The sequence below is a fragment of the Olivibacter sp. XZL3 genome, from assembly GCF_004368405.1.
GTDB lineage: Bacteria > Bacteroidota > Bacteroidia > Sphingobacteriales > Sphingobacteriaceae > Olivibacter.
The window spans coordinates 1-25,986 of the sequence record NZ_SBJH01000032.1 but is presented as its reverse complement, the minus strand read 5'-3'; the positions used below and the strand labels follow the sequence as shown (position 1 = coordinate 25,986).

26 protein-coding genes and 1 pseudogene are annotated in these 25,986 nt (G+C 43.0%); 15 read left to right on the top strand and 12 right to left on the bottom strand.

Annotated features, from left to right (window positions below):
- Positions 1-149: 149 nt before the first annotated feature.
- From EPX21_RS07895 to EPX21_RS07885, 3 genes are all read right to left on the bottom strand, one after another.
- Positions 150-350 (bottom strand): hypothetical protein, encoded by a 201-nt coding sequence (locus EPX21_RS07895; RefSeq protein ID WP_134089128.1) that lies wholly within the window; start codon positions 348-350, stop codon positions 150-152.
- 100 nt (positions 351-450) lie between these two features.
- Complete coding sequence (locus tag EPX21_RS07890; protein ID WP_134089127.1) at positions 451-1,428, bottom strand: pectinesterase family protein; 978 nt, start codon at positions 1,426-1,428, stop codon at positions 451-453.
- A gap of 8 nt (positions 1,429-1,436) precedes the next feature.
- Positions 1,437-2,174 carry a rhamnogalacturonan acetylesterase gene (locus EPX21_RS07885; protein ID WP_134089126.1) on the bottom strand — a complete coding sequence of 246 codons (738 nt, stop codon included), beginning with the start codon at positions 2,172-2,174 and terminating at the stop codon, positions 1,437-1,439.
- A 239-nt stretch (positions 2,175-2,413) separates the two neighbouring features.
- On the opposite strand from EPX21_RS07885, the gene EPX21_RS07880 reads away from it, so the two are divergent.
- A complete protein-coding gene (locus tag EPX21_RS07880; protein ID WP_134089125.1) occupies positions 2,414-3,439 on the top strand; it encodes a LacI family DNA-binding transcriptional regulator in 1,026 nt (341 codons plus the stop codon).
- 110 nt (positions 3,440-3,549) lie between these two features.
- Here EPX21_RS07880 and EPX21_RS07875 read toward each other — a convergent pair whose 3' ends face one another.
- Positions 3,550-4,530, bottom strand: coding sequence for a TIM barrel protein (locus tag EPX21_RS07875; protein ID WP_134089124.1), 981 nt, complete (start codon positions 4,528-4,530; stop codon positions 3,550-3,552).
- 286 nt (positions 4,531-4,816) lie between these two features.
- Here EPX21_RS07875 and EPX21_RS07870 point away from each other — a divergent pair, with 286 nt between their 5' ends.
- The 3 genes from EPX21_RS07870 to EPX21_RS07860 are packed head-to-tail and all read left to right on the top strand — an operon-like array spanning position 4,817 to position 7,513.
- A complete protein-coding gene (locus EPX21_RS07870) occupies positions 4,817-5,287 on the top strand; it encodes a RidA family protein (RefSeq protein WP_134089123.1) in 471 nt (156 codons plus the stop codon).
- An 11-nt stretch (positions 5,288-5,298) separates the two neighbouring features.
- On the top strand, positions 5,299-6,423 hold the full coding sequence (locus EPX21_RS07865; protein ID WP_134089122.1) for a D-TA family PLP-dependent enzyme: 1,125 nt from the start codon (positions 5,299-5,301) through the stop codon (positions 6,421-6,423).
- Between the two features lie 10 nt (positions 6,424-6,433).
- A complete protein-coding gene (locus EPX21_RS07860) occupies positions 6,434-7,513 on the top strand; it encodes a dipeptidase (protein WP_134089121.1) in 1,080 nt (359 codons plus the stop codon).
- 1 nt (position 7,514) lies between these two features.
- Here the strand turns inward: EPX21_RS07860 and EPX21_RS07855 are convergent, their stop codons facing one another.
- Positions 7,515-8,156: a hypothetical protein gene (locus EPX21_RS07855; protein ID WP_134089120.1), complete on the bottom strand. Its 642-nt coding sequence runs from the start codon at positions 8,154-8,156 to the stop codon at positions 7,515-7,517.
- A gap of 113 nt (positions 8,157-8,269) precedes the next feature.
- Between EPX21_RS07855 and EPX21_RS07850 the strand changes: the two genes are divergently transcribed.
- Positions 8,270-8,524 carry a hypothetical protein gene (locus EPX21_RS07850; RefSeq protein ID WP_134089119.1) on the top strand — a complete coding sequence of 85 codons (255 nt, stop codon included), beginning with the start codon at positions 8,270-8,272 and terminating at the stop codon, positions 8,522-8,524.
- 148 nt (positions 8,525-8,672) lie between these two features.
- Here EPX21_RS07850 and EPX21_RS07845 read toward each other — a convergent pair whose 3' ends face one another.
- The gene (locus EPX21_RS07845) at positions 8,673-9,113 is read right to left on the bottom strand and encodes an Hsp20/alpha crystallin family protein (RefSeq protein ID WP_134089118.1); all 441 of its coding nucleotides are present in this window, start codon (positions 9,111-9,113) and stop codon (positions 8,673-8,675) included.
- Between the two features lie 166 nt (positions 9,114-9,279).
- Between EPX21_RS07845 and EPX21_RS07840 the strand changes: the two genes are divergently transcribed.
- The 7 genes from EPX21_RS07840 to EPX21_RS07810 all read left to right on the top strand — a co-directional run bounded on the left by EPX21_RS07840 (position 9,280) and on the right by EPX21_RS07810 (position 17,661).
- Entirely contained in the window at positions 9,280-10,182 is a 903-nt protein-coding gene (locus EPX21_RS07840; protein WP_134089117.1) for a PfkB family carbohydrate kinase, read from the top strand.
- Positions 10,183-10,187: 5 nt separating this feature from the next.
- Positions 10,188-10,697 (top strand): C40 family peptidase, encoded by a 510-nt coding sequence (locus EPX21_RS07835; protein WP_134089116.1) that lies wholly within the window; start codon positions 10,188-10,190, stop codon positions 10,695-10,697.
- A gap of 124 nt (positions 10,698-10,821) precedes the next feature.
- On the top strand, positions 10,822-11,421 hold the full coding sequence (locus EPX21_RS07830) for a TetR/AcrR family transcriptional regulator (protein ID WP_134089115.1): 600 nt from the start codon (positions 10,822-10,824) through the stop codon (positions 11,419-11,421).
- Positions 11,422-11,510: 89 nt separating this feature from the next.
- Positions 11,511-12,728 (top strand): efflux RND transporter periplasmic adaptor subunit, encoded by a 1,218-nt coding sequence (locus tag EPX21_RS07825; protein WP_134089114.1) that lies wholly within the window; start codon positions 11,511-11,513, stop codon positions 12,726-12,728.
- 2 nt (positions 12,729-12,730) lie between these two features.
- Positions 12,731-15,934, top strand: coding sequence for an efflux RND transporter permease subunit (locus EPX21_RS07820; RefSeq protein WP_134089113.1), 3,204 nt, complete (start codon positions 12,731-12,733; stop codon positions 15,932-15,934).
- Positions 15,935-15,963: 29 nt separating this feature from the next.
- The gene (locus EPX21_RS07815) at positions 15,964-17,379 is read left to right on the top strand and encodes an efflux transporter outer membrane subunit (RefSeq protein WP_134089112.1); all 1,416 of its coding nucleotides are present in this window, start codon (positions 15,964-15,966) and stop codon (positions 17,377-17,379) included.
- Positions 17,380-17,430: 51 nt separating this feature from the next.
- Positions 17,431-17,661, top strand: a complete 231-nt coding sequence (locus tag EPX21_RS07810) for a 4a-hydroxytetrahydrobiopterin dehydratase (protein ID WP_134089111.1) — start codon at positions 17,431-17,433, stop codon at positions 17,659-17,661.
- Positions 17,662-17,795: 134 nt separating this feature from the next.
- Here EPX21_RS07810 and EPX21_RS07805 read toward each other — a convergent pair.
- Positions 17,796-18,181 (bottom strand): annotated as a pseudogene (locus EPX21_RS07805) (GtrA family protein).
- A 179-nt stretch (positions 18,182-18,360) separates the two neighbouring features.
- On the opposite strand from EPX21_RS07805, the gene EPX21_RS07800 reads away from it, so the two are divergent.
- Positions 18,361-18,873 (top strand): GNAT family N-acetyltransferase, encoded by a 513-nt coding sequence (locus tag EPX21_RS07800; RefSeq protein ID WP_134089110.1) that lies wholly within the window; start codon positions 18,361-18,363, stop codon positions 18,871-18,873.
- A 15-nt stretch (positions 18,874-18,888) separates the two neighbouring features.
- On the opposite strand, the gene EPX21_RS07795 is transcribed toward EPX21_RS07800, so the two are convergent.
- The 3 genes from EPX21_RS07795 to EPX21_RS07785 all read right to left on the bottom strand — a co-directional run bounded on the left by EPX21_RS07795 (position 18,889) and on the right by EPX21_RS07785 (position 21,813).
- A complete protein-coding gene (locus tag EPX21_RS07795) occupies positions 18,889-19,209 on the bottom strand; it encodes a cupin domain-containing protein (protein ID WP_134089109.1) in 321 nt (106 codons plus the stop codon).
- Positions 19,210-19,329: 120 nt separating this feature from the next.
- Complete coding sequence (locus tag EPX21_RS07790; protein ID WP_134089108.1) at positions 19,330-20,748, bottom strand: glycoside hydrolase family 125 protein; 1,419 nt, start codon at positions 20,746-20,748, stop codon at positions 19,330-19,332.
- Positions 20,749-20,937: 189 nt separating this feature from the next.
- Positions 20,938-21,813 carry a LysR family transcriptional regulator gene (locus EPX21_RS07785; protein WP_134089107.1) on the bottom strand — a complete coding sequence of 292 codons (876 nt, stop codon included), beginning with the start codon at positions 21,811-21,813 and terminating at the stop codon, positions 20,938-20,940.
- 87 nt (positions 21,814-21,900) lie between these two features.
- On the opposite strand from EPX21_RS07785, the gene EPX21_RS07780 reads away from it, so the two are divergent.
- Complete coding sequence (locus tag EPX21_RS07780) at positions 21,901-22,623, top strand: class I SAM-dependent methyltransferase (RefSeq protein WP_134089106.1); 723 nt, start codon at positions 21,901-21,903, stop codon at positions 22,621-22,623.
- Here the strand turns inward: EPX21_RS07780 and EPX21_RS07775 are convergent.
- Positions 22,616-22,915 carry a hypothetical protein gene (locus EPX21_RS07775; protein WP_134089105.1) on the bottom strand — a complete coding sequence of 100 codons (300 nt, stop codon included), beginning with the start codon at positions 22,913-22,915 and terminating at the stop codon, positions 22,616-22,618. The genes EPX21_RS07780 and EPX21_RS07775 overlap by 8 nt on opposite strands.
- A 232-nt stretch (positions 22,916-23,147) precedes the next feature.
- Between EPX21_RS07775 and EPX21_RS07770 the strand changes: the two genes are divergently transcribed.
- Positions 23,148-23,624 carry a YMGG-like glycine zipper-containing protein gene (locus EPX21_RS07770; RefSeq protein WP_134089104.1) on the top strand — a complete coding sequence of 159 codons (477 nt, stop codon included), beginning with the start codon at positions 23,148-23,150 and terminating at the stop codon, positions 23,622-23,624.
- A 99-nt stretch (positions 23,625-23,723) separates the two neighbouring features.
- Here the strand turns inward: EPX21_RS07770 and EPX21_RS07765 are convergent, their stop codons facing one another.
- The gene (locus EPX21_RS07765) at positions 23,724-25,598 is read right to left on the bottom strand and encodes a CocE/NonD family hydrolase (protein ID WP_134089103.1); all 1,875 of its coding nucleotides are present in this window, start codon (positions 25,596-25,598) and stop codon (positions 23,724-23,726) included.
- Between the last annotated feature and the right edge of the window lie 388 nt (positions 25,599-25,986).

Here is a 25,986-nt window from a genome sequence, read left to right as displayed (position 1 = left end):
CCTCAAGTCCACCTTTATTCCACGTTAGATCCACCTGTCATTCGGTATACGCTCGGTCTCCATTCCCGTTTTCCCCGGTTTCTATAGTACCTATATATATCGGCTCTTAACCGGATGGGGCAGGTATGTCGATCGGCTTTTTCCTGTACTTATTTCAAGAGGCCATAAGTCCTTCCCTTTTTAGTTGGTAAATCATATTCTTCGAATTCATCCGCTTGATTTGAAATGAAACGGTCTATATGACCGATCGGTTCTTTGATTTCAGTCGTTTTATAGAATGGATTAGCATTTTCGCCCATTGCTTTGTCCAAGGAAGGTTTTTCGATTAACCTTGTACTGGCAATAAACATACAAAAATTACCTGAGGGACTTGTTGGGCATCCACTGGCATGGCGGGGATAAGCCGAGTTTAACGAACATGGATTGCCAGACAGTATGCTAGGTTGATTTTTAAAAAGGCTGCCAACTCCCAAGCATCTCTTCCTTCGTATAAAGTTGTGCCTCCTCCCTATTCAAAATCTTTGCCCATTTGACCCGTCTGGTGGGCCTTGCTCCTGCACCTTTACTATTATACTCCGCAAAGAAAGCCGTTTTTTCATTCGCTTCTTTTCCCCAGTTGTCCCAACCTTCGGGACGAATATGTTGCCCCATATCGCAGTTGATGTAGACCACTTTCGCGTGGGGTCGCCAAGGCCGGCCTAAGGCCACAGCGATATGAGGGTTTTCTGCTGTCAGCTTACAATCGACAAATACATAACCATAGGGCTTAGCTTGGGGTGTAGAGGCTGCCGTTACATATCCATTTCCTTTGCTGCGCAATTCACATCTGATAAAAAGCGCGGTTGCCGCACCAAAAATAAAATCGACGGTTCCCTCAATATAACAGCTTTCGAAATATTGTAAACTTTCTTTGCTTTTGTCGTCCTGAGGTCCTTTGGTGTAAAGCGTGTCTTGAAAACCTAAGAATCTACAATTTTTAAAAGCAACGCGATTTCCTGTAATATTAACCGCAACGGCTTGCCCAAACGGACCTGAGGAATTGGCAAAACTTATATTTTCTGCAGTAAAATCGTCGGCCTCTACAAAAAAAGATGATGACCCCGTTGTCCCATAGTGTTTCCCCGTTTCCGGATTGCTTTTAGTCGCAAAATTATCGTAGGTGACGATCGTTTTGTGAGGATCCTCCCCTCGTAATTTGACGCTCCGCTTTGAGGGTTTTAACACAAGGCGTTCTTTATACACGCCTGGACGTATCAGAATAGTCGTAACCTCTGTGGCATAATCGGGGACGGCGTCGAAAGCCTCTTGAATACACCTAAAATCTCCTGAACCATCTTGGGCAACGATGATCGTCAGCGGTCTTGCAGCTGCTATCCCGTAAGCCATGCTGATGGAAAGGAAAATAATGCAAGCTATACTTCTTCCCATGATATCTCCTACTTCAACTGTTTTACAAGGCTGAGTTCTAGTTCTTTTATTCCCTCGACAGCGAGCTTTGCAACCGCCAAAGCTCCCTCTCTATTCAAATGTGTATTGTCGATCACACCTTTTGGGTAATTTTTATGTCCCGCTTTTAGGTGCAGGAACAATTTTTCTGATTTTCGCTCCCCTAAAGCTGTTAACAATCGGTTTGTTTTTTCGGTAAGGTCGATTAAGGGAACCTGTAAGCTGTCCGCTACCTCGCGGATAGCCCTCGGATAATCCTTATGGGTATCTACTAAAATGCCCTGTTCAAAATTGCGCCTCGCAATGGGAGTCAACAATACCGGCTGAACTCCTTTTTCACGGGCTTTTACGACAAACATACGCAAGTTCGCTTTAAATGTCCTGATGTCGGTACCGACCTTTGGTTTATCTATCTTTTCGTCGTTATGTCCGAATTGTATAAAAAGATAATCACCCACCTTGAGTTGATTGTATATTTCCGTCCACCGACCTTCATCAATAAATGAACGGGTACTTCTACCGTTTTTAGCCTTATTTTCCACTTGGACACCCGGTTTAAACAAAGTAGCAAAAGGCACACCCCAACCGGTTTCGGGATATTTATCGGGATCTTTTATAGCCATGGTTGAATCGCCCATCATCCATAGGGTAATCTCTTTGTCTTTAAAGCCGAAAGCGCAAAAAATTAATGAGAAAACCAGCAAAAGCGTTAATTTTTTATTGTGCATTTTTCGGATAATAATGGTTCTGTTTTAACTGGTCGCAAAGAATAACCTGAACAAGTTTACATAATTGTCGGATGAAGACAAGAAAGGCGAACAAAAAAATAAGCGCAAACGATACCGGGATCGTTTGCAGCCGACCTTCATTATCTTTTTGAATAACAAAAAAACACCACGAAGCGGTCAAGAATCGTTGCATTTAAAGCCATTTTTAACTAAGTTTGATATTCAAAAAAAACTAACTTGTGTTCAAACCGATAACAATAAAAGACATTGCTCAAGCACTCAATCTATCAGCTTCTACCGTTTCCAGGGCTTTAAGCGATAGTTATGAAATAAATAAAGAGACAAAAAAGCGAGTATTGGCCTATGCCGAACAGAATAACTATAAACGGAATCCGATTGCTTTAAGCTTAAAACAACGCAAAAGTTATTCTATTGGCGTGGTTGTATGCGAGGTAGCGAACAGTTTTTTTTCCCAGGCAATTGACGGTATAGAATCCATTGCCTATAAAAACGGTTATAACATTATCATTACCCAAACGCACGATTCGTACGAAAGAGAAGTGATGAATATCAAGCATCTAGCGAACCGCTCCGTAGATGGCATCCTAATCTCTTTGTCCGCGGAAACAACCAACTTCGATCATATCAAGAAACTCCATGAGGCAGGTTTACCGATTGTCTTTTTCGACCGGATAAATGAGAGCTTGGCTACCCATAAAATATCATCTGATAATCGAAATGGAGCTAAAATGGCGACCTGCCATTTAATAGACAAGGGTTATAGAAAGATTGCTCATTTGGCAAACGCCCCCCATCTTTCTATCACGAAGGAACGCCTAGCCGGATATAGGGAAGCCCTAATAGAAAACGGCATTGCTGTCGACGAAAATAATATTAAGTATTGTCATCATGGAGGCAGCGATTTAAATGAAGTGGATGCAGCTGTTCAGTATTTTTTATCGATGGACGAAAAACCCGACTCCATTTTTGTAGCGAGCGACCGCCTCAGTATAGCCTGCTTAACAGCCATTAAAAAGTACAGCGACCACGCATATATGCCCGCTATAGTAGGATTTTCGAACAGCGATGTACTTGACCTGTTCAGCACCGATTTCTCTAGTGTGCGGCAGCCGGCCTTCGAAATGGGCAGGGTGGCGACCGACCGTTTAATTCAGCTCATAGAAAGTAAATATCCCGTCTATGAGCATGAATCCATCGTATTGGGAACGGAATTAATTGAGCGGATTCCGGACAAACAGCTATAGGCAAAAGCTGTAAGCTTTAATCAATAAGAAGTCACAGTATCAGCCGAACCGTAGGCGAAAAGACTATAGTTTATGCTACTATTGCTCCTTTTCTATTATTAACGACTCAACTATTTCTCGATCAAATTATTTTTAATATAGTTAAAACTCAATCTGATACTTTCAAAATGGTTCTCCATGTAAATACCATCTTGCTCAACGAAGAAGTGCTTTAAACCAGCTTCTTCCGACTTTTTGAAGATCGCCTTATAATCTACTGCTCCCGTTCCAACTTCTGCAAATTTGATATCTTTTAAGATATCCATCGAAGGCAACGAGTCTTTCCCTTCGCCGACAATAACATCCGATTTCGATTTGTCAATATCTTTGACATGCCACATTTCAAAACGCTTAGGATACTTTTCAAATAACTGCAGCGGATGGGCTCCCGACTTTATCGCCCAGAACATGTCCAGTTCAAAAGCAACCAGATCGGGCTGCGTTTCTCCAACAAGTATATCGTAACCAGTTCTTTTGTCGGCACCGTAGCTTCTAAATTCCCAAAAATGATTATGATATCCTATTTTTAAACCAAGGCTCTTACAATATTCGCCACCTCTATTTAACTGCTCTGCCATGAACTTGAAATCTTCAAGCGTTAGCTTGTCGATCAAATTGAATGGTGGTACCGGAACAATGAGGTAACGCTGCCCAAGTTTAACGGCAATCTCCGCCTGCTGTTTCAACTCATCATCCTGCCCCTTGCCCACCGTCAGAAAATTATTTAGCTGATAGTGTCCACTATAGGTTTGAAGGTTATTTTCTGCCAGGAGATTTTTCAATCCTTCCGTGCTTAATCCCCAGTATTTACCAGAGCCCTTTTCCGTTCCATAATCGTAAAAGGTTTCCACATGCCCATAACCGATATTCGCTATTTTCATGATCGTCTGCTTCGGATCTTTAGCGAGCTCGTCGCGCATTGTATACAGTTGCAAACCTATCTCAGCGTTTTGGGGACGCCTCGTGCCACATCCTGTTAGCAATTTGCCGCCTACCGCAGCGGAAGCAACCGCTAAGCCCGATTGCTTTAAGAATTTTCTTCTAGATACCATATTCAAGTGTTATTGGATAATTTAGCTCCGTCTAATTTACACTTATTTATGGTAAAGTCAAGATGATATTGGCAGTAGGCAATAGGCATTAAACACGGGCGTTTATGCGCGGTTGTCATTCACTTAAGAAAGCTCCAATGCATCGTTTAAAACGCCATGCTATATTTTTATTTTTACTTCGCTAAATAAGAGGCTTATGGCCTAGAGCCTGAAGCATATCGCTCAGAAAGGTTTTGCCAAATAGAAACAATATCTTACATTTATGGACATATAAAAAGTTAGCACGATGGATTTTATAGATGCCGATAAAAATTTTGAAGTACTTGGACTGCGTTTACCACCCGCGCCGGCCCCCTTGGGCGTATACAAACCTTATTTGATTGATGGCAAATATCTTTATCTTTCCGGACATGGTCCGGTACAGGATGACAAGAGCCTCATCATCGGTCGAATCGGAGAAACAATCAATATGGAACAGGGCAAATTAGCCGCTCAGCAAGTAGGGCTGACAATGCTGTCAACGATCAAAACGAACTTGGGAAGCCTCAATAAAGTAAAGCGAGTGATTAAAGTATTAGGGATGGTTAATTGCACTGCTAATTTTGAAAAACACCCTTATATCATCAATGGCTGCAGCGAGTTATTTGCAAAAGTTTGGGGCGAAGAAAATGGTATAGGTGTACGCAGTGCGGTAGGTATGGGAAGTTTGCCAGACAATATTCCCGTAGAAGTGGAAGCACTGTTTGAGTTGGTCTAATGGATGACGGTATGCAAACGGAAATCGCGTCTATATATGCAATCAATCAGGTGGAAGATATGCCGACACCCGCGCTTGTTGTTTTCCCACAACTGGTAGAAAGCAATATTCGGGAGCTGATATCAATGGCGGGTTCGGTGAGCAGACTGCGTCCGCATATTAAAACGTCTAAATCCGCAGACGCAGTTAAACAGCTGCAATCGGCCGGCATCAGCAAGTTTAAGTGTGCCACCATCGCTGAAGCTGAGCTTTTAGGAAATTGCGGTGCAAAGGACGTTTTGTTGGCATACCAACCGGTTGGACCAAACATCAACCGTTTTGCCGCGCTCATAAAGCGATTTCCTAACACCTCTTTCGCCTGTTTGATCGACCGACACGAAATAGCGCAACAGTTAAACCATATCGCCCTCACCGCGGATGTTCGAATAAACATCTATATCGATGTCAATGTTGGCATGAACCGTAGCGGTGCCAACCCGGTGGATGTGCCGGCGCTGGCTCAAGCCTGTTCAGCCTTAGCCAGTTTAAATCTGCTCGGCCTGCACTGTTACGACGGACATATTCACGACGCGTCATTGGAAGAGCGCCGGAATCGATGCAAGGCCTACTTTGTCGACATTGAAGAACTTATCTTGCAATTAGACGCACTTTACGAAAAGTCCTTCGCTATTGTTGCCGGAGGTACACCTACCTTCCCGATTCATGCTGCAAATCCGCAAAAAGAACTGGAATGTAGCCCCGGCACGTTCATCTTTTGGGATAAAGGTTATCAAGAGCTCTTTGCGGAACAGGGATTTCAAGTAGCAGCCTTAGTGCTTAGTCGCGTTATTTCCATCATAGACAACCGAAAACTATGTTTGGATTTAGGGCATAAAGCAATCGCATCTGAAAATGAACGGAGCAAACGCGTTTTTTTCATGAACGCTCCAGACGCACAGCTGGTGTCTCATAGTGAGGAACATGCTGTGATTGAAGTGGCTGATACTCGTGCATACCATGTCGGTGACCTTTTTTATGGCATACCTTATCATATTTGTCCGACCGTCGCCTTATACGATACAGCCGTTACCGTGACGAACAGTCAATTGACTGGCGAATGGCAGATCGCTGCCAGAAAACGAAAACTAACCATTTAACGATATTTCCATGTTTATTATAGACGCTCACCTTGATTTAAGCATGAACGCCCTGGAATGGAACCGCGATTTAACGAAATCCAGCCGGGAAATTAATCAACGAGAAGCAGGATTGACAGATAAGCCCGATCGCGGCAAAGCCCTTGTGTCCCTACCCGATTTGAGAAAGGGAAATATCGGTCTGGTAGTGGCAACCCAGATTGCCCGATACGTTGCGCCCGACAACCCCTTGCCGGGCTGGCATTCGCCGGAACAGGCCTGGGCACAAACCCAAGGGCAACTTGCTTGGTATAAAGCCATGGAAGCCAAAGGTGAAATGGTTCAAATAAACGATTTGGTGTCACTGGAAAAGCATCTATCATTATGGAAGGATGAAAGTACGCCAGCCGAGAAGAAACCAATCGGCTATATACTGAGTTTAGAAGGAGCAGACTCGCTAGTTACACCTGAGCACCTGCATTTTGCTTGGCAAAGCGGACTCCGCGCAGTGGGCCCTGCGCATTATGGCCCGGGGCGCTATGCACAGGGCACGGATGCGAAGGGATTTATGGGAACGGAGGGCCGCAAGCTGTTAAAAGAAATGGAAAAGCTTAACATCATACTGGATGCCACCCATCTCTGTGACGACAGCTTTTGGGAAGCACTGGATCATTTCAATGGGCCGGTATGGGCGAGCCATAATAACTGTCGCGCACTCGTTAACCATAATCGACAATTTAGCGACGAACAAATAAAAGCACTAATTAACCGCGGAGCCGTCATAGGCGGCGCATTAGATGCATGGATGATGGTTCCCAACTGGCAAAGAGGGCTTTCTACGCCTAGGGAGATGCAATGTAATCTGGCGGTTTTAGTCGACCACTTCGATCATATTTGCCAGCTCGCAGGGAATTGCGACCATATTGGTATTGGATCCGATTTAGATGGCGCTTTCGGAAAAGAGCAGTGCCCCTATGATCTGGAAACCATTGCTGATTTGCAGTTATTAAATGGAGAATTGGCCGATAGAGGCTACACAGAAGACGATATCGCTAAAATACTCCATGGTAATTGGCTCCGTTTTTTAAGGAAAGCTTGGAAAAACACGTGAATTAAGTTTGAATCGGAAAGTTCATTTCCTTTACCGCTTGCCCGCCTTTTTGGTTTGAAAATCTCTTTCCGAGCTGCACCAAACCCAGTATCAACAACATCATAAGGAAGAAATGCAGTTTTCCCCAAACAAAAGCCAACATGAAAACATAGCCTATAAATAGTATTTGATCAGGTTTGGTTTGCAGCAACTTCTTACCGTAAATCAGGTAAAGTCCAATAGGAATCGCAATTAAGGCAAAAGCGACTATGGGGGCATTTAAATAAGCGGACAACAGGTCCCACCGCTTCGATTGGATAATCGTGCCATCCACCAATTCCAAACCGTAAAATGTACCATCTTTACCCTTTCGCGTATACGTTGTCAGCTTAAGCTCATCCTTGATTTCCCTCACCTCCGGGCTCGGCAAATAATCTTTGTTGACATAACGATGCATAAGTATAGGCTCTCCAGTAAAGGATATCGTGATTAGTTTTTCAGCGCCAGCTCCGCTATATTTTTGCTGTATCTCTTGTACCGTTCCGCTTACTTTTGTTAAGAAGACCGCAGGCGCCAAGGCCTGTAACACGCCGAAACTTAAAATGCCTATGAGGAGGATTAAGCCCAAGCGGAGCCATTTTTTTTCGTTGGAAACTATATTCATCTGAATGGATATATCATTGTTTAGCGTATCGATTCCAAACACCGTTGTATTATATAGACAAACAATATAATGTATCAACTGTTTTTCAATCTGAAGACAAAAAGACAGTAATTATGGAAAATGCAGCGGAAATATCCTTCGAGATCAATGCAGAGATCGGAGGAACAGCAAAAACATTACGCGTGGAGCAACAGGAGACAAGCGACGGCGCCCCCTATTACGTTTGTTTTGATAATGACCAGCATATTGCGGAAATCAGGAAGGAATCAAACGATCATTGGGTACAACTTTGGGGAGAATTAGACGAACCGAGTATAAGCGCAATTGGAAAAGCCATTGAGCAAAAAGAGCTAAAAAACAACGGCTAAAAGGGACGCGGTTCACTATAGCCTACAAATCGGCGAATAAAATAATTTCAAATCGTATTAAAAGAGCTGTCTAAAAAGTCTTTAGGTCGACGGAGACATGGCGGATCGCCTAGCGCCGACGGGCTTTTTAGACAGCTTCATTGAACCTTCAAGAAATATTAATTAATCGGGGACCTTTTCTTTTGGCCTCCTCTTTTTTTGGAATTGTTAACTGCAATAAGCCATTTTCATACTTCGCTTCAATTTTGTCTTCATCTACTACATCTTTCGGAAAATTAAAACTTCGTTGAAACGACTGATAACTAAATTCTTTTCGTGCATAGCCATCTTCCTTCTTCTCATCTTCAAATTCCTTACTTGAGGAAATGGTCAGCAAATTACCATCCAACTCAATTTTGAAATCATTCTTGTTCATACCGGGAGCTGCCATTTCGACTTCATAATTGTCTGCCGTTTCTTTAATATTCACAGATGGGACCGTTACATTGGCCTGTGAAAGATTTCCGTTATCCCAATTAAACAAATCCCTATTAAAAAAATCATCAAACAGGGAAGGGAAACTGCCTCTAGTTCTTCTGACAAGTGCCATTACTACCTCCTTTTTACTTCAAATTATGATCAATGTCCATTGAAATTTCCCGTAAAAACAAGCGGAAAAACGAAAAGTTTTTATTTGATTAAATTCGCGAATGGTTACCTTTGTCGGCATCCGGAAGTTGCCGATGCAATTCCACATCACTTAATTGAATGCGAGCATGTTTGATATTTGCTGTATAGGACATATTACTTTGGATACGGTTGTTACAACGAACTCCACAAGGAATATGCCCGGAGGGACATCCTTTTATTTTTCAAATGCGATCAAGAATATGGATGTCGATTTCAAATTGGTTACAGCGGTGGCTGATACCGAGAAATCTATTGTTACGGACATGGAAAGTCAGGGAATATCCATAAAAACCGTTCCGACAAGAAAGACAGTTTATTTTGAAAACATCTACAATGAAAACCAAGATCACCGAACACAACGGGTTTTGCAGGAGGCGGATCCTTTTGATATCGACCATTTAACAGATCTTGAAGCCAATATTTTTCATTTAGGCCCTCTTTTAACCAATGATATTCCGGTAGAAGTAATCAAATTTTTATCGAAAAAAGGTACGGTCTCCTTGGATGTGCAAGGCTATTTACGTATAGTAAATAATTACAAAGTGTATTATACAGACTGGCGCGAGAAGGAAGAGGCACTGCAGTACATCGACGTTTTAAAGGCAAATGAATTTGAAATGGAAGCCCTTACCGGCACTTCGGACGTCTATAGCGGCGCCAGAATCCTCGCTGATTATGGCGTAAAAGAAGTGGTCATCACCTTAGGCAGTTTGGGTTCCATCCTTTTTAAAGATAACGTCTTCCATACGATTCCCGCTTATGTGCCGCTACAGGTTACAGATGCGACGGGATGCGGAGACACCTATATGGCCGGTTACTTATCCCAAAAAATTCAAGGAGCCGACCTGCAAGTAGCTGGGAAATTTGCGGCAGCCATGTCGACACTCAAAATACAAGGGTCGGGCCCTTTTACAGGCACCAGTAAAGAAATTCAGGACGTACTCGAAAATAATAAAACGGTAGTATATGACAAACTGCCTTTAAGTTAACAATAATGAGAAAATCTCTTTGCCTATCCATTTTATGCATCTCTTTGTGTTTCTTTTCTTACGCAAGTGCAAAAAAAGACAAGTCATTTTCACCCGCTTCTGGGTCAATAAAGGAGGAGGTTACTCCCAGTGCCGTTGTAGCTTTTGCTAAACAGCTTCTGGGGGTGCCCTATAGATTCGGAGGGAGCAATCCACGTAATGGATTCGATTGTTCCGGCTTTGTCAATTACGTATTTAGCAGTTTCCATTTCGCTGTACCGCGCACCTCCGCCGCCTTCGGTAATGAAGGAAAAGCAATTCCTCTAAACAGCGCTCGAGCTGGCGATTTAATTTTGTTTAGAGGAACTAATCCCAAAGTAAAATCCATCGGCCATATCGGTATTGTCATTTCAGAGAAGGGACAACCGCTACGCTTTATCCATGCTTCATCAGGCAGTGTGCGCTGCGTAACAGAAACACCGTTGAATGATCGTTATCAAAAACGGTTCATTAAGATTGTTCGTCTGCTACCTTAAGAAAAAGGTGTTGAACAGACACGCAGTCAACGGCTTAGAATTAATGACAATTTCATGTCAGTAGTTTTCACAAATAATATCGAATTTTGCCTAACACTGTTAAATAACTTCAGGGGATTAAGAAATGGGAAGTAAAGAGCGTATTCAGCGGTTAAAGGATGAAAACAGAGTAAAGATTCTTGATGCATCGCTCCAAATAGTTAAAGAAGAAGGGTGGCAAGCATTAAGCATGCGAAAAATTGCGGATATTATAGAGTATACCGCTCCTATAATATATGAGTATTTCGCTAATAAAGAGGCTATTTTATCAGAGTTGGCAGGTAGAGGCTATGTCATGTTGGCCAAGCGAGTTCGGGAAGCAAGAGACAAAGAAAACAGCTTAGAGAAACAAATAGAAGCCATGTGGCTTGCTTATTGGGCCTTCGCTTTCGAAGAGAAAGAATTATATCAGCTTATGTACGGCGTAGGAACACAGTGCTGCGAAATGGAGAAGACGTTTCGGTGCTTCGATTCACATGCGGTTTTGATCAGCCAAGTTATCAAACAGCTCATGAAAGACAAAAATCCGAGCGAAGATATGGTCTGTAGGAAGTACTTCACCTACTGGTCTATTATACACGGTTTAATTTCTATTAACTTAGTAAACAAAGGGAATGGCGATGAAACCAATCAACAAGTGCTAAAGGATGCCATATATGGTATAACCCGATCCTTAATGGATTAAATTTTTTTGTCTAAAAAATAACAATATTAAATCATTTAACACTGTTAAAAAGTTTTCTTAACAACAATCTGTAACTATTAATATCAAATATGAAACATTTATTGTCCACCATGACGTTCGAAATTTTCAACCCTCTATTTAACGTTGTTAAATTACTTAATAACGTAAGCAAGCTGGCGTTCGTAACGTCTTTCGTCTTTTTGTATAGCTGTTCTTCCGAACAGCAACAGCAAGCGGCCCCGCCCCCACCCTCGTTGCCTGTTATCGCGATCAATGCGGGCGAGGAGACCGTTTATCAGGAGTATCCGGCCTCCATCGAAGGAACGGTCAATGTAGAGGTGCGTCCTCAAGTGGAAGGTACACTCGATGCAATTTATATTGATGAGGGCGCCAAAGTAAGAAAGGGCCAACCACTTTTCAAGATTAACGACAGACCGTATCGCGAGCAGCTAAATCAAGCATTGGCCAATCTTCACGCTACCGAAGCCGCTTTGGAAAATGCAGAGTTGGAGGTTGAAAAAAAGACCCGCTTGGTTAACAACAAAGTGTTAGCTGATTTTCAACTAAAGACGGCAATAGCAACCAGAAATGGTATGAAAGCAAACCTGCAGCAAGCTAAAGCGGCTGTTGAGAGTGCCAAGATCAACCTCGGATATACGCTCATTACGGCACCGGTTGAAGGTTATATCGGGCGGTTAGTGAAGAAGCAGGGAAGTTTGGTAAGTCCTTCAGACGTACAGGCGCTGACCGACTTATCAGATGTCCATGAACTCCACGTATATTTTGCATTAGGCGAGAACGATTTTGTCAACTTTAAGAATACCTTTCAGGGGTCTACGCTCGAGGAGAAGATAAAGAATCTTCCCCCTGTAACGCTGATCTTGTCAGACCAAACCGCCTATGCACATCCCGGAAAAATAGACATGGTAGATGGTCAATTCGATAAAAATACCGGGGCTATTACACTTCGTGCTACCTTTCCGAACAAAGAAGGCCTGCTCCGTTCAGGAAATACCGGTAAAATCAGGTTAGGTAAACAGCACGCGCAGGTGCTGCTAGTTCCACAGATGGCAACCTTGGAAATGCAAGATAAGGTGTTCGTATACACGGTAAACGACAGCAATAAGGTAAACAAGCAGTCGATTGAAATTGTCGGTAAAAGCGGCGCCAACTACCTTGTGAAAAGCGGTATTAAGGATGGTGAAAATATTGTATACAAAGGCATGGATTTGTTGCAGGATGGACAAGTAATTAGTCCACAAAAATTGAGTTCAGACAGCCTTAAGTTAACAGCATATAACAAATAATCATGTTAAAAAGATTCATAGAAAGACCGGTATTAGCTACGGTTATCTCCATATTACTCGTTATTCTCGGGGTCATTGGCATTGTGAAACTGCCTTTACAGCAATTTCCCGACATAGCTCCTCCAGCGGTGCAGGTCACCGCACTATATCCAGGCGCTAATGCTGAAACGGTGCTACGGGCAGTAGCCCCGTCCTTGGAAGAGTCGATAAATGGCGTGGAAAACATGAGCTACATGAGCTCTACCGCCAGCAACGACGGATCCTTAATGATCACCGTCTATTTTAAGTTGGGCACTGATCCCGATCAGGCGGCCGTTAACGTACAAAACAGGGTGGCCCAGGCAACCAGTCAACTACCCGCTGAAGTCGTGCAGGCCGGTATCGCCACCGCAAAACAACAGAACAGTTTAATCATGGTGCTCGATCTTTATACGGATGATGAAAGCACCTATGATCAAACATTTATGACGAATTACGCGCAGATTAACATCATTCCCGAGTTAAAGCGTATCCCCGGCGTTGGTCAAGCACTAGTCTTTGGCGGAAGTAAAGACTATTCCATGCGTGTTTGGCTGAATCCCAATCAAATGGCCAGTTATAAACTGACGCCAGGTGAAGTGATGGCCGCGATACAAGATAAAAACGTAGAAGCAGCGCCTGGTAAATTTGGTGAAAGCAGTCGCGAAGCTTTTGAGTTTGTGATTAAATACAAAGGCAAGCTCAGTCAACCCAACGATTATGAAAATATCATCATCCGCTCCAATGCCGACGGTTCGGTCCTTCGACTTAAGGACGTGGCCCGTGTTGAGCTAGGCTCTTACACCTATGCCAGTCAAACGCGCATCAATGGAAAAGCAGGCCTTAACATCGGTGTTATGCAATTGGCCGGATCAAATGCAAATGAAATACAGATAGCGATCCAAGATTTCATGGAAAAAGCGGCTAAAGACTTCCCTAAAGGCGTAAAATACCTCGTTCTCTATAACACGAAGGATGCACTCGACCAGTCAATTGATCAAGTAAAGCACACCCTAATTGAGGCATTTGTATTGGTATTCTTGGTCGTATTTATCTTCCTACAGGATTTCAGGTCGACGCTCATCCCCGCTATTGCCGTACCGGTAGCTATTATAGGGACCTTCTTTTTCATGCAACTGTTTGGTTTCTCCATCAATCTACTCACCTTATTCGCATTGGTGCTAGCTATTGGAATTGTGGTGGATGATGCGATCGTCGTTGTAGAAGCCGTCCACGCTAAAATGGAGCACCAACACCTCCCGCCAAAGCTTGCTACAACATCCGCAATGCAAGAAATTACCGGCGCCATTATATCCATTACGTTAGTCATGTCTGCTGTATTCTTGCCTATCGGTTTCATGGAGGGGTCGACCGGCGTGTTTTATCGGCAGTTTGCTTTTACGTTAGCCATCGCTATTGTATTATCGGCCATTAATGCCTTAACGCTGAGCCCCGCGCTTTGCGCACTATTTCTGAAAGAAAGCCATCAGCATGGGGAGAAAAAGCAAAAGCTAAGTTTTAAAGACAAATTTTTCGTCGGCTTTAACACGGGCTTCAACCGTCTGACGAAAAAGTACATCGCTAGCCTACGCTTTCTGATACGCTATAAATGGTTTACGATGGCCGGTTTAGCCGTTCTTTTGTTTGTTACTATACTGATGGTTAGAAGAACCCCTACAGGATTTATACCATCAGAAGACCAAGGATTTATAGCCATCTCCCTTTCAATGCCTGTAGGTGCTTCATTGGAACGTACAACCGATGCGTTAAAAGAGGCCGAAAAACACTTACAAAATACGCCCTTTACCAAAACGCTGAATATAATTTCGGGCTTTAACATCTTAACGCAGGCAACAAGTCCTTCAGCAGGAGTAGCTTTTATCTTGCTGAAACCTCACGCTGAACGAGGCGAGGTTAAGAATATCAACGACATCATGGGCGTAGTAGGCCAAAAGCTTGCTGCCATTAAAGGCGCTAACTTTTTTGTCTTCACCTTCCCAACCGTACCCGGCTTCAGTAATGTGGATGGTTTGGACATGGTACTGCAGGACCGCACGGGAGGTAAATTAGATAAATTCGGTCAAGTTGGACAAAATTTTATAGGCGAACTTATGAAACGTCCTGAAATCATGGTGGCGTTTACTACGTTCCGTGCCGACTATCCACAGTATGAATTGCAGGTTGATGACGTAAAAGCCGAACAATTAAGTGTCAGCACCAAAGACATTTTACAAACCATGCAGGCTTATTTTGGTAGTGCGCAGGCATCCGACTTTAATCGATTTGGAAAGTATTATCGCGTTATGGTGCAGGCCGACAAAACCGATCGTGCAGCACCCTCCTCTATGGACGGAATCTTTGTAAAAAACAGATTGGGCGAAATGGTACCTATAAATACGCTCGTTAAACTTAACCGGGTATATGGCCCGGAAACCGCCTCTCGTTATAATTTATTTAATTCGATCGGCATCAATGCGATGCCCAACGCAGGTTTTAGTTCGGGGGATGCGATCAATGCCGTTGAAGAGGTTGCCAAACAGTATCTTCCGTCGGGCTTTTCCTATGAATTTTCTGGTATGACCAAAGAAGAGATTACCTCCGGCGGACAATCGACCATTATCTTCATGCTGTGTTTGGTGTTTGTTTATTTCCTATTGGCGGCTCAATATGAAAGTTATATTCTGCCGTTAGCGGTGATCCTTTCCATTCCAACTGGTGTCTTCGGCGTCTTTGCAGCGATAGGCATGACCGGTATTGCCAATAATATCTACGTGCAAGTAGCCTTGGTGATGCTTATCGGTCTGCTGGCAAAAAATGCCATATTGATTATCGAATTTGCTTCACAGGGAAGAAAAGCCGGCAAATCAATTCCACTTGCGGCTTTGGAAGCGGCGCAGTTAAGGTTAAGGCCCATCATTATGACTTCGCTAGCTTTTATAGTCGGTATGATTCCTATGATGAGTGCAAACGGGCCCTCGGCTCAAGGCAACCACTCCATCAGTATCGGCGCTGCTGGCGGAATGCTTTCGGGAGTCGTTTTAGGACTTTTCTTTATTCCTGTACTCTTTATTGTATTCCAGTACCTGCAAGAGCGCGCTTCAGGAAGGCCAAGCCCTAACGCGGATCAACCAAAGGACCAAAAAGAGAAAGAAACGCTAACGGTACCCGACGCCGTTCCTCTAAATTAACAATTACAAAGGATAACAATATTCAAAAAATGAACAATAGATTCAATCTCTTCATAATTTTCGTTTTGCAGGCTCTCTTTTTCGCCTGCAAAACGAACGACAAAGTGATACATCCGGAGGTTCCGATACCAGACAGCTTCCGCCATGCAGAAGTACGATCCGACGATTCAAGCAGTATTGCTGCGATCCCTTGGCGTGATTTTTTTAGCGACCCAACCTTACAGCTATTAATTGATACCGCTATCGTTCATAACATGGATTTACAACTAGCTATCAAAAATATTACGGCAGCGCAAGCTACTTTAAAACAAGCTAAAGCCGGTTATATCCCTAATGTCGATTTACAAGTTGGCGCGAATAGCAGCAATCCATCAAACAACAGTTTAAACGGAATCAGCTTAAATCAATTTTTGGGAACCAACCATATTGAAGATTATACTGCAGCGCTCGCACTCTCTTGGGAGGCGGATATCTGGGGAAAGATAAAAAATCAAAAAGCCGAAGCACTTGCCACTTACCTACAAACCGAAGAAGCTAAGAAAGCGGTGCAAACGCAAATTGTTTCTTATATAGCGCAAGGCTATTATAATTTGTTGATGTTGCATGAACAATTAAAGATTGCCCGTCAAAATCTCGCCTTGAACGATAGTACCCTAAATATTATCAAAGAACAGTACGAAGTTGGTGATATTACACGACTTGGCCTGGAACAGGCCGAAGCGCAACGCTTGGCCGCAGCATCTTTAATCCCTGATTTCGAACAACAGATTAATATACAGGAAAACGCCTTAAGCGTTTTGAGCGGGAAACTTCCCGCGGCTATCGCAACAAAAAGTGGGCTGGATGACATCCGTATCCCTGAAAAAATTAATAGTGGTGTTCCTTCCTTGTTGCTAAGTAGACGACCCGATGTTAAACGGGCAGAACTAGCCGTTGCAGCCGCTCTAGCCAATCAACGGTATACACGGGCAAACATGTATCCTTCTTTAGTCATCAGTGCTCAAGCCGGCGTCAATTCTTTCAAGGCAAGTAATTGGTTTAACATTCCCGCATCTGTTTTCGGAACGGTTGCGGGCGGGATTACGCAACCTATTTTGCAACGCAGGCAATTAAAGACAAATTACGAATTAGCGACTATTGACTATGAGAAAAACGTTATTCAGTTCAGACAATCGGTTATCACTGCGGTAGGAGAAGTATCCGATGCGCTGATTGCGCTGAATAAATTAAAACAAAAGCAATCTATCGCGTTGGATCGCACAAAAAAGCTGCAAAGTGCCATTCATAATGCCGATCTCCTTTTTAACACCGGTATGGCGAACTATCTCGAGGTCATCACCGCGCAGAGCAACGTATTACAAAGCGAACTTGAATTGGCACAGATAAAAAAAGCACAGTTAGTTGCCGTAGTCGATCTGTACCGCTCCTTAGGTGGCGGCTGGTAATTAGCCAAACATAAAAAGGTGCAATTTGTTATTTTTTAAACACCGGATACTATGTGGGAAGAAATAAACAATAGCCTGTATAAGCGTTTTGAATTTGAAGATTTTGCAAACGCCTTTGCATTTATGACGAAAGTAGCCTTACTCGCCGAGTCGTCCAATCACCATCCGAAATGGATGAATGAATGGGATAAGGTTGATATATGGCTTTCGACTCATGACCAGGGATATACCGTAACGGAACGAGATCGGCAGTTGGCTGCTGCGATCGACAAAATTGCCTAACTATAAAGTGTCGATAAACTACGACACTTTATAGTTATCGTTTCAACGCTGAAAAGTTGTGCTAGCATCCGGCTACTGCAGAGATCGAAGTTCAACCAAGGAGAAACTGTTTTGAGCTAAATGCTTCATAAAGTCTATCTAAAGGGTTGTCGATCTTTGAAGGTAACGAAACTATTTATAAAGAAATTCCAAATAAACACCAATCCGATGGCTATACATTTGCTAAGATAGAAGTTCAGTTTCAAGTACTGAACAAAACAGAATACAAACAGGTATTCAAAGCCAAGCCTATCAAACTGAACAGGATAAAATAGCCTAATTGACGACCTGTTCCCGTCTCTTTGTCGCTGAATGTCCAAATCTCATTGAGGTAAAAATTGTTTAACATGGCCACCGAAAAGCCAATGCCGTTGGCCGCGTACTGATTCAATCCGATTCGCTCCCGAAAAAGCCAAGTGACCAAAAAATCTATGATGAAGCCGATGCTCCCAGTAATAGCAAATTTTAAAACCTTCCGCATTTATTTCTCTTAAAAGAACGGATTATGAATCAAAAAACATGACGGAAAACTACTTTAACACCAAAGATAACAAAATGATAACGTCGAATTAACGTTCAGGTTGTTTTCGAAACACCATTTCTTAAATGGGCCGTCTGTGGAGCTTACTTTTTTAGTATTTTTGCACCAAAAGCAGACACATGAACCATATTGTCGAAGCCGAGCTTCAAGCGATTAGCATAATTCAGGATATAGCTTATAAAACCTGGCCCCGGACCTTCAGAAATATTCTTTCTGCCGCTCAAATAAAGTACATGCTTGAAATGATGTACAGTACCTCATCATTAACAAAACAGATGCAAGAGCTCAGACATCGTTTTCTGTTAGCGATAGAGAACGGGCAATATGTAGGTTTCATCTCCTATGAATCGCCTTACAAAGACACACTGCAAACCAAAATTCATAAGATTTATATCCTGCTGGAAGCGCAAGGTAAAGGCGTTGGAAAAAGACTAATGGACGCGGTAGAAAAAACAGCACAGGCCAACGGTGACGACAGGTTATTACTCAATGTCAATAAACATAACGAGGCTGAACGATTTTATACGCGATTAGGATTCGAATTGATTGGAACAGAAGACATTGACATCGGCTCAGGCTTTTTAATGGAAGACAAAATTATGGCAAAGCGCTTATCCCCGGATCCTATCTAAACTGCGATCAGCCTCCTAAAGGAAGTCTTGCCTTGCGGGCGTAAAGACGTCCAACAATTCACCTTCCTCTAAACATACACAACCATGTAAAACATTAGAAGGCATTAAACAGGTATCACCGCTTGCTATCACCCGCTTTTCGTCGCCGATACTAAATTCGAACTTCCCGCTAACTACGCAAGTTATCTGGGTATGCAGGTGTTGGTGTACTTCGCCTACGGCGCCTGCTTTAAACCGAACCCGAACAACCATCATCTCCTCATTATATGATAACATCTTCCTTGAGACACCTTCGCCTACCTCTTTCCAGACGGCTTCACTTTCGAAATTGAACATAATTGCAATAGATTGATAATGGAAGCAAATTAAGAAATTCGTTGGATACAAAAAATGTTTTAGTAGCACTAGGCAACTAAAACATTTTAGTATTTAACAAAAAAAGAAACTAGTCAGAAACTAACTCAACAAGCTCTTTTTACGTTGAAAGGTCTCCCACAATAGTTCCCCAAATAATGTATTGGTCCAAGCGAACCATGAACGTGTAAAGTTCTTTGGATCGTCTTTGTGATACGATTCATGCATAAAACCAGTTCCTCCGTGGCATTTCTGCAAAGTTTGTATACACATTTTTATCTCTTTATCGTCCGAGCTGGTGAGCGCGCGCATGACGATACTCATTGGCCAAATCATGTCTTTCCCTATGTGCGGTCCACCTACACCTTCCCCGGCACTGCCTTTGTAGAAGAAGGGATTATCAGACGACAGAATAAACTTTCGGGTGTTTACGTATCGCGGATCGTCGGCTTTCACCGCTCCAAGGTATGGTAGGGATAAAAGGCTCGGAATATTCGAATCGTCCATTAATAACTGTCCGCCATAACCGTCGGTTTCAAAAACAAATATCTCACCATATTTGGGGTGTTTCACTGTAGCGTGTTTATTTAAAGCTTCTTCCACCTCTTGCGCAAGCGCCGTCAATTGTTCAGCCAAAGCTTGATCGTTATGGATGGTAGTTAACATCTCGGCGGCTTGGCGCAAAGAAACAACAGCAAAGAAATTTGATGGAATTAAGAAGGACAATACAGTCGCGTCATCACTGGGACGAAACGATGAGCATATCAAGCCTACCGGATTCACGGGATACCCGTAGCCGTCCATCGGCAATGTATCGGTAGCCCGCCCCGTTACCCTTTCAAAATGGTAAGGACTGGTTCCATCTTTACGTTGCTGCTCCTTAAACGTTTTTAGAATATTTTGTATAGCCTGTTTCCAAGCGTCATTAAAAGGTTTTGTGTCTTTTGTAGCTTTCCAATAATGATAGGCCAAGCGAATTGGATAACACAAGGAGTCAATCTCCCATTTACGCTCGTGCACACCAGGTTTCATATCGGTTTTATCCTTCGCCCATTCGCCAACTTTTTCGGGATCATCATAAAAGGCATTTGCATAAGGATCTTTTAAGATATAATGCGTTTGCCTATTAATAACGCCGGCAATGAGATCAGCTAAGGGCTGGTCGTCTTTTACTAAGGCCAAATACGGCCATACCTGCGCACTGCTGTCTCGCAACCACATCGCATCAATATCTCCGGTAATGACATAGGTGTCCGGCGTGCCGTCTGTAGACTGAAAGAACACCGTGGTGTCCAGCGTATTTGGAAAACAGTTACCAAATAACCAAGCAAGTTCCTTATTCTTTACTTTATTCTGAAAGGTTTTAATTACCTTTTCCACCGCTTCGCTGGTAAAATTGCGCATATTTTCTGCCACCCTAACCTCCGGAAAATTTTCAGATTGGGCAAAAGCTAAATTATTACTCAAATAATAACCTGCGCCAAGAGCCATGGTACTTTTGATAAAACTTCTTCTCTCCATTGTATATGATAGAATTTATAAATTATTCCGATGTATGAATGCTATAGGTTCCTTATTCAATCACAACTTGCATCTGAATTTGGTATATCCCCTGTTCCGTTCATTTAGCAGCCGTAAACATATTATAATTTCCTCTATAAAGCAAACCTATGTACGATAAGCTTAGCGCACCTGTGCAAAATTGGCACACTAAATGGGAGCAAGAAACCGGCTCCATTCCTTAAAACTCGCCAACGCAGCATGTTTCGTGTCACCTCGGTGAGCCATTACAATCTCTGTATAGACGGGAATACCTTTTATCTCGGTGAAATGCAAATTAAGATGCGGATATTGACTTGTTACAGAAGCTGGAACCACTGCTACGCCCAGCCCATTTTCCACTAAACTCAGTATCGAATACATATTGTTGCATTGGTGAGCAATTTGGGGTTCAAAGCCGATTCGACGACAACAGGCGATAAGCTGCTCATGGTAATAAGGCGCATAGCTGCTGTTATAGGAGATGAAATGCGCGCGCGACAGGTCGTCTGCCCGTAATGGGATCAACTTCTCTTTAGAACAGGCGAACACAAATTGATCTTGCCATAGCGAGCTTATTTCCAACTGTGTAGACGCAACTGGCGCACGCAGAATGCCAACATCCAGTTTACCCTGTTCCAGGGCTTTTACCTGCTTGGCCGTTGAAAGTTCGTATAAGCGGGTTTTTAGCAAAGGATAGTTGCTACTCAAGGCGCGAAGTACGCTGGCAAGGGAGCTTAATGGCGTCGAACTGATATATCCAATGTGAAATTCTCCACTCACCGATTCATGTATTTGTTTAACCACCTGCTTACTTCGCTCCAAGTGCTGTATCAGCGCCTCACACTCACGCAGAAAATAATGCCCCGCATCCGTTAACAGGACACGCTTGTTATTTCGATGAAATAGCAGAACTCCCAGCTCAGCTTCCAGTTCCTTAATTTGTCTGGTTAAAGGAGGTTGAGAAATATGCAGCCGTTCGGCTGCTTTGCTGAAATGTAAAAGTTCAGCCACTGCCTTAAAATAAAGGAGATGTCGAAGTTCCATAATACCCTAAAGGTATGAATAATTGCAAATAATAGTATTTTGAAAGTATAGCGTAAGCGGGTAGCTTTGTGATATAAACACCCTATCATGAATAATTTATCGAACAAATCAACTGTACAAGAAATCAAAGCGCGTTTCGATCAAGATGTCGAGCGCTTTTCAAACTTAGAAGTCGGACAGCAGACAACGATAGACGCGTCCTTCAGCATGGAACTGATTGTCGACAGTATTATTGCCTACTCGCCTAATCTTAAAACTGTGCTGGACATCGGTTGTGGTGCAGGAAACTATACGCTAAAGCTCTTAGCTAAGAAAGCACCCTTGGATTGCACGCTTTTAGACTTAAGCGCTCCCATGTTAGATCGTGCCAACGAACGCATTACCGAAGTAAATACAGGAAATGTAACGCTTGTTGAAGAGGATATCCGTACCGCGAACCTTCAAGAGAACCATTATTGCACAATCATGGCAGGAGCTGTTTTACATCACCTGCGCGATGATAGCGATTGGGAAAAAGTGTTCAGCAAACTATATCGCCTGTTAAAGCCCGGAGGCAGTTTATGGATTTCGGATTTGGTTGCTCAAGAAGTACCCGCTATTCAACAATTAATTTACGATGAACGCTTTGGCAATTATTTAACTCTTTTGAAAGACGAGTCTTATCGAGATAAAGTATTTGATTACATTGAAAAGGAAGACAGTCCACGTTCGCTCAATTTTCAACTAAACTTATTGGAAAAAGTAGGCTTCCGCAAGGTTGAGATCCTTCACAAAAATTTGTGCTTTGCATCCTTCGGCGCATTCAAGTGAGCGAGGTATGATTTAGCAAGTAAAACAAATCTTCCCACTCCGCTTCCAGTGATTTTTTCGGCAGCGCTTGACCGGCACGGTTATACCAATATTTAGCATTCCACAAATCACCTTCCTTACGATGGAGATAAGCATGTACATGCGCCGATGTGGCGTCGTTTAAGTGGTCTATTAAACCATGCGCCAACGTCCACTCGCCTTTTGCATCGTACCATAATGCTTGCAGGTGAACGGAGAACTCTTTTGGTGGGTGTTCTAATACGAATGTATCTTTAAATGCGTCTAATGTCACAGCGATTCGGTTTAGTCAGTCCATAAAGATCGTAAAATCTATCACAAAAACAAAGTAAAGCAAGGCAGCGCATATTAAAGCATACAATTCACTACATTGAGCATGTGGGCCGATTAAAAATATAATACTGATTATATGCCTTTTACCGAAAATTAATAGGCCGACAACAAAAACTGGCATAGTTTTTTCTCAATCTGTTTTATTTAAAAAAGCAGGAACAAAAAGACGTATTATGAACAAGATTATTGCTTTATGCTTAATTACGGGACTTGGCTTTACCGCCTGCAGGAATCATGTTGCAAAAGACGAAGCCCTCATAAAGGCAAGGGCTATTAAGCAACTAAAGGACAGTTTAACCCTAGATAGCTTTAGAAAAGCAGAAATCGCGGAACAAGAACGACTGAAGCAGGAAAATGTACAAGCGCAGGAAAGACAGCAGGCCCAAGCCATCGGAAATCCGGGCTATAGTGAGCCTCAACAACAATATGAAGAAGCGGGTAAATCCGGTATTGCAACCAACACGCAGAAAAAGGGTTGGAGCGATGCTGCAAAGGGAACCGCAATAGGCGCAGGAGCAGGAGCCGTTATGGGTACACTGATTGACAAAGACAAACGATTGAGAGGTGCAGCCATCGGCGCTGCCATTGGAGGCGCCGGCGGCTACGCCATTGGAAGGAAGAAAGATCGGCAGAGCGGCCGCGTTCAATAGAAATTGTAAACCATATATTAAACTGAGATCCCTGCTGGCTAAACCGCCAGCGGGATTTTTTATGCACAGTCAAGCGACCGTCCTATTTGCGTAAAAGATCTATAAAACCCCAACCGTTATACTGGAAGAATGATTTTGGTCGTGGTAAATTCGGTGGGTAGCTTTCTGAAAGTCTTCATCGCTTGCATCCTTATAAATATCCATAAATTTTTGCGGATTCCGATCTACCAAAGGGAACCATGAATTTTGAATCTGAATCATAATGCGATGCCCTTTTTTAAAAGTGTGGGCAATATCTGGCAAGGTATAGTTAACTTCAGTAATCTCTCCAGGAGTGAATGGTACCGGCTTTTCAAAACTATTACGGAACTTCCCCCTAAACACCTCGCCCCTAACAAGCATCTGATATCCGCCCATCACAACACCTTTTGGATGTGGCTCGGGCGCCGCCGCATCATCTGGATAAACGTCGATCAATTTCACCACATAATCGGCATCTGTTCCAGAAGTAGAAACATTCAACTTGGCCAATAGAGGTCCAACGAGAGTAATATCTTCTGTTAATACCTCACTTTGGTAAACCTTAACATCTGGTCTTTTGGATGCAAAACGTTGGTCATCGATCATATACTCTCTACTTCGCGTTTGGTTAACACCCTCTTGATAAGGAACGGGCGCATTCGGATCGCTGATGTACTCATCGAAGCTTTGCTCCTCCGTAGGCTTATTAAAGTTAAGTTTACCACCGGCTTGCAAATACAGCTCCCTGGTTATCGTTTCCTTCGGCGGCCATGTGTTAAATTCTTTCCATTCATTACTTCCGGTCACAAAAATAGTCGCCTCCGCAGCGTCAAAAGCCCCTACCCCCTTCAAATGATAATTAAAAAAAGGAAGCTCTAATTTTTTCTGATACCAAGTACTGGTTTCCTGACCAAATTGTATATCGCCAAAAGAGTCGCCTTTTGAGCGTACCCAAGCTCCGTGAAACCATGGCCCCATTACCAAGCGGTTATCTGCCTGTGGATTATGCTTTTCAATAGCTTTGTAGGTATGAAGTGCGCCGTAAGTGTCTTCAGCATCGAAAAAGCCTCCGACAACCATAACCGCCGGTTTAACATCCACAAGATGCCTAACAATCTCCCGAGCTTGCCAAAAGGTGTCGAGTGTGCCATGGCTTGTCAGATCATTCCAAAAGCGGATACTGTCTCCAAAATAACGTTCTTTAATGTGCTTCAGCGCTCCCACTTGCATAAAAAAGCCATAATTATCGTTCATTGTAAATTTAACCCGTTTCGGTGCGTTTGCAGGAGTAACAGGCCCTGGTCGTGGAACACCAAAACTACTATAGAAATTAAATGCATCTGTCAAGAAGAAAGCACCATTGTGGTGAAAGTCGTCGCCCCGGAACCAATCAGTGACCGGAGCCTGTGGGGAAACCGCTTTTAATGCAGGGTGTGCACCGGGAAGCGCAGCTGTAGAATAAAAGCCCGGATAAGAAATTCCATAAAGTCCCGCTTTTCCATTATTGCCGTCAATATTCTTTAAAAGCCAGTCGATCGTGTCGTATGTATCACTGCTCTCGTCTATTTGCTTGGGTCCTTTTTTCTGACCAATATGGGGGCGTATATCCTCGTAAACGCCTTCGCTCATCCATTTTCCCCTCACATCTTGATAAACAAAAATAAAACCCTCTCGAATGAATAAAGGATCGGGCCCTAATGTACTTTTGTAACTATCTTCCCCATAGGGCGCAACTGTGTACGGCGTTCGATTTATTAAAAAGGGATATTTTTTTGTGTTGTCTTTCGGAATATAGATCGCTGTAAAGAGCTTTACCCCGTCTCGCATCGGAATATAGCGCTCAATCTTGGTGTAATGTTCTTTTATATAGAGCGAGTCGTCATTTTGCCGGGCAAAAGAACTACCGAGAAAGAAGAAAAACAACAGAAAAGACGAGAGTTTTAATTTTACCATGTGTAAAGCGTTTTTTGAACGGTAAATATAGACAGCAAGTTAATTAAAGCAAAGCAAAAAAACACGCATCTTTAAATTTCACATTATTTTTTTCTTAGCTTTGCAACAGTGAAAAAGTTGTTTGCTTTTATATTAGCCTTTTTGTACCTCGGCATCGCCACAGGTTTCAGCACATATAGCCATTATTGTATGGAACGCTATGTGGAGACCTCGTTATGGAAAAAGGAACAGAGCAAATGCACGGCTTGCGGAATGGATAAAAGTGAGCGAACTTCAAAGAAGAACTGCTGTAAAGAAGAACATAAGCAAGTGTCTTGTCCTGATATAGGTTGACAGTTTATTATTTACAAACTGACAAGCATGATGGCGAAATTACAGAGAATGACCG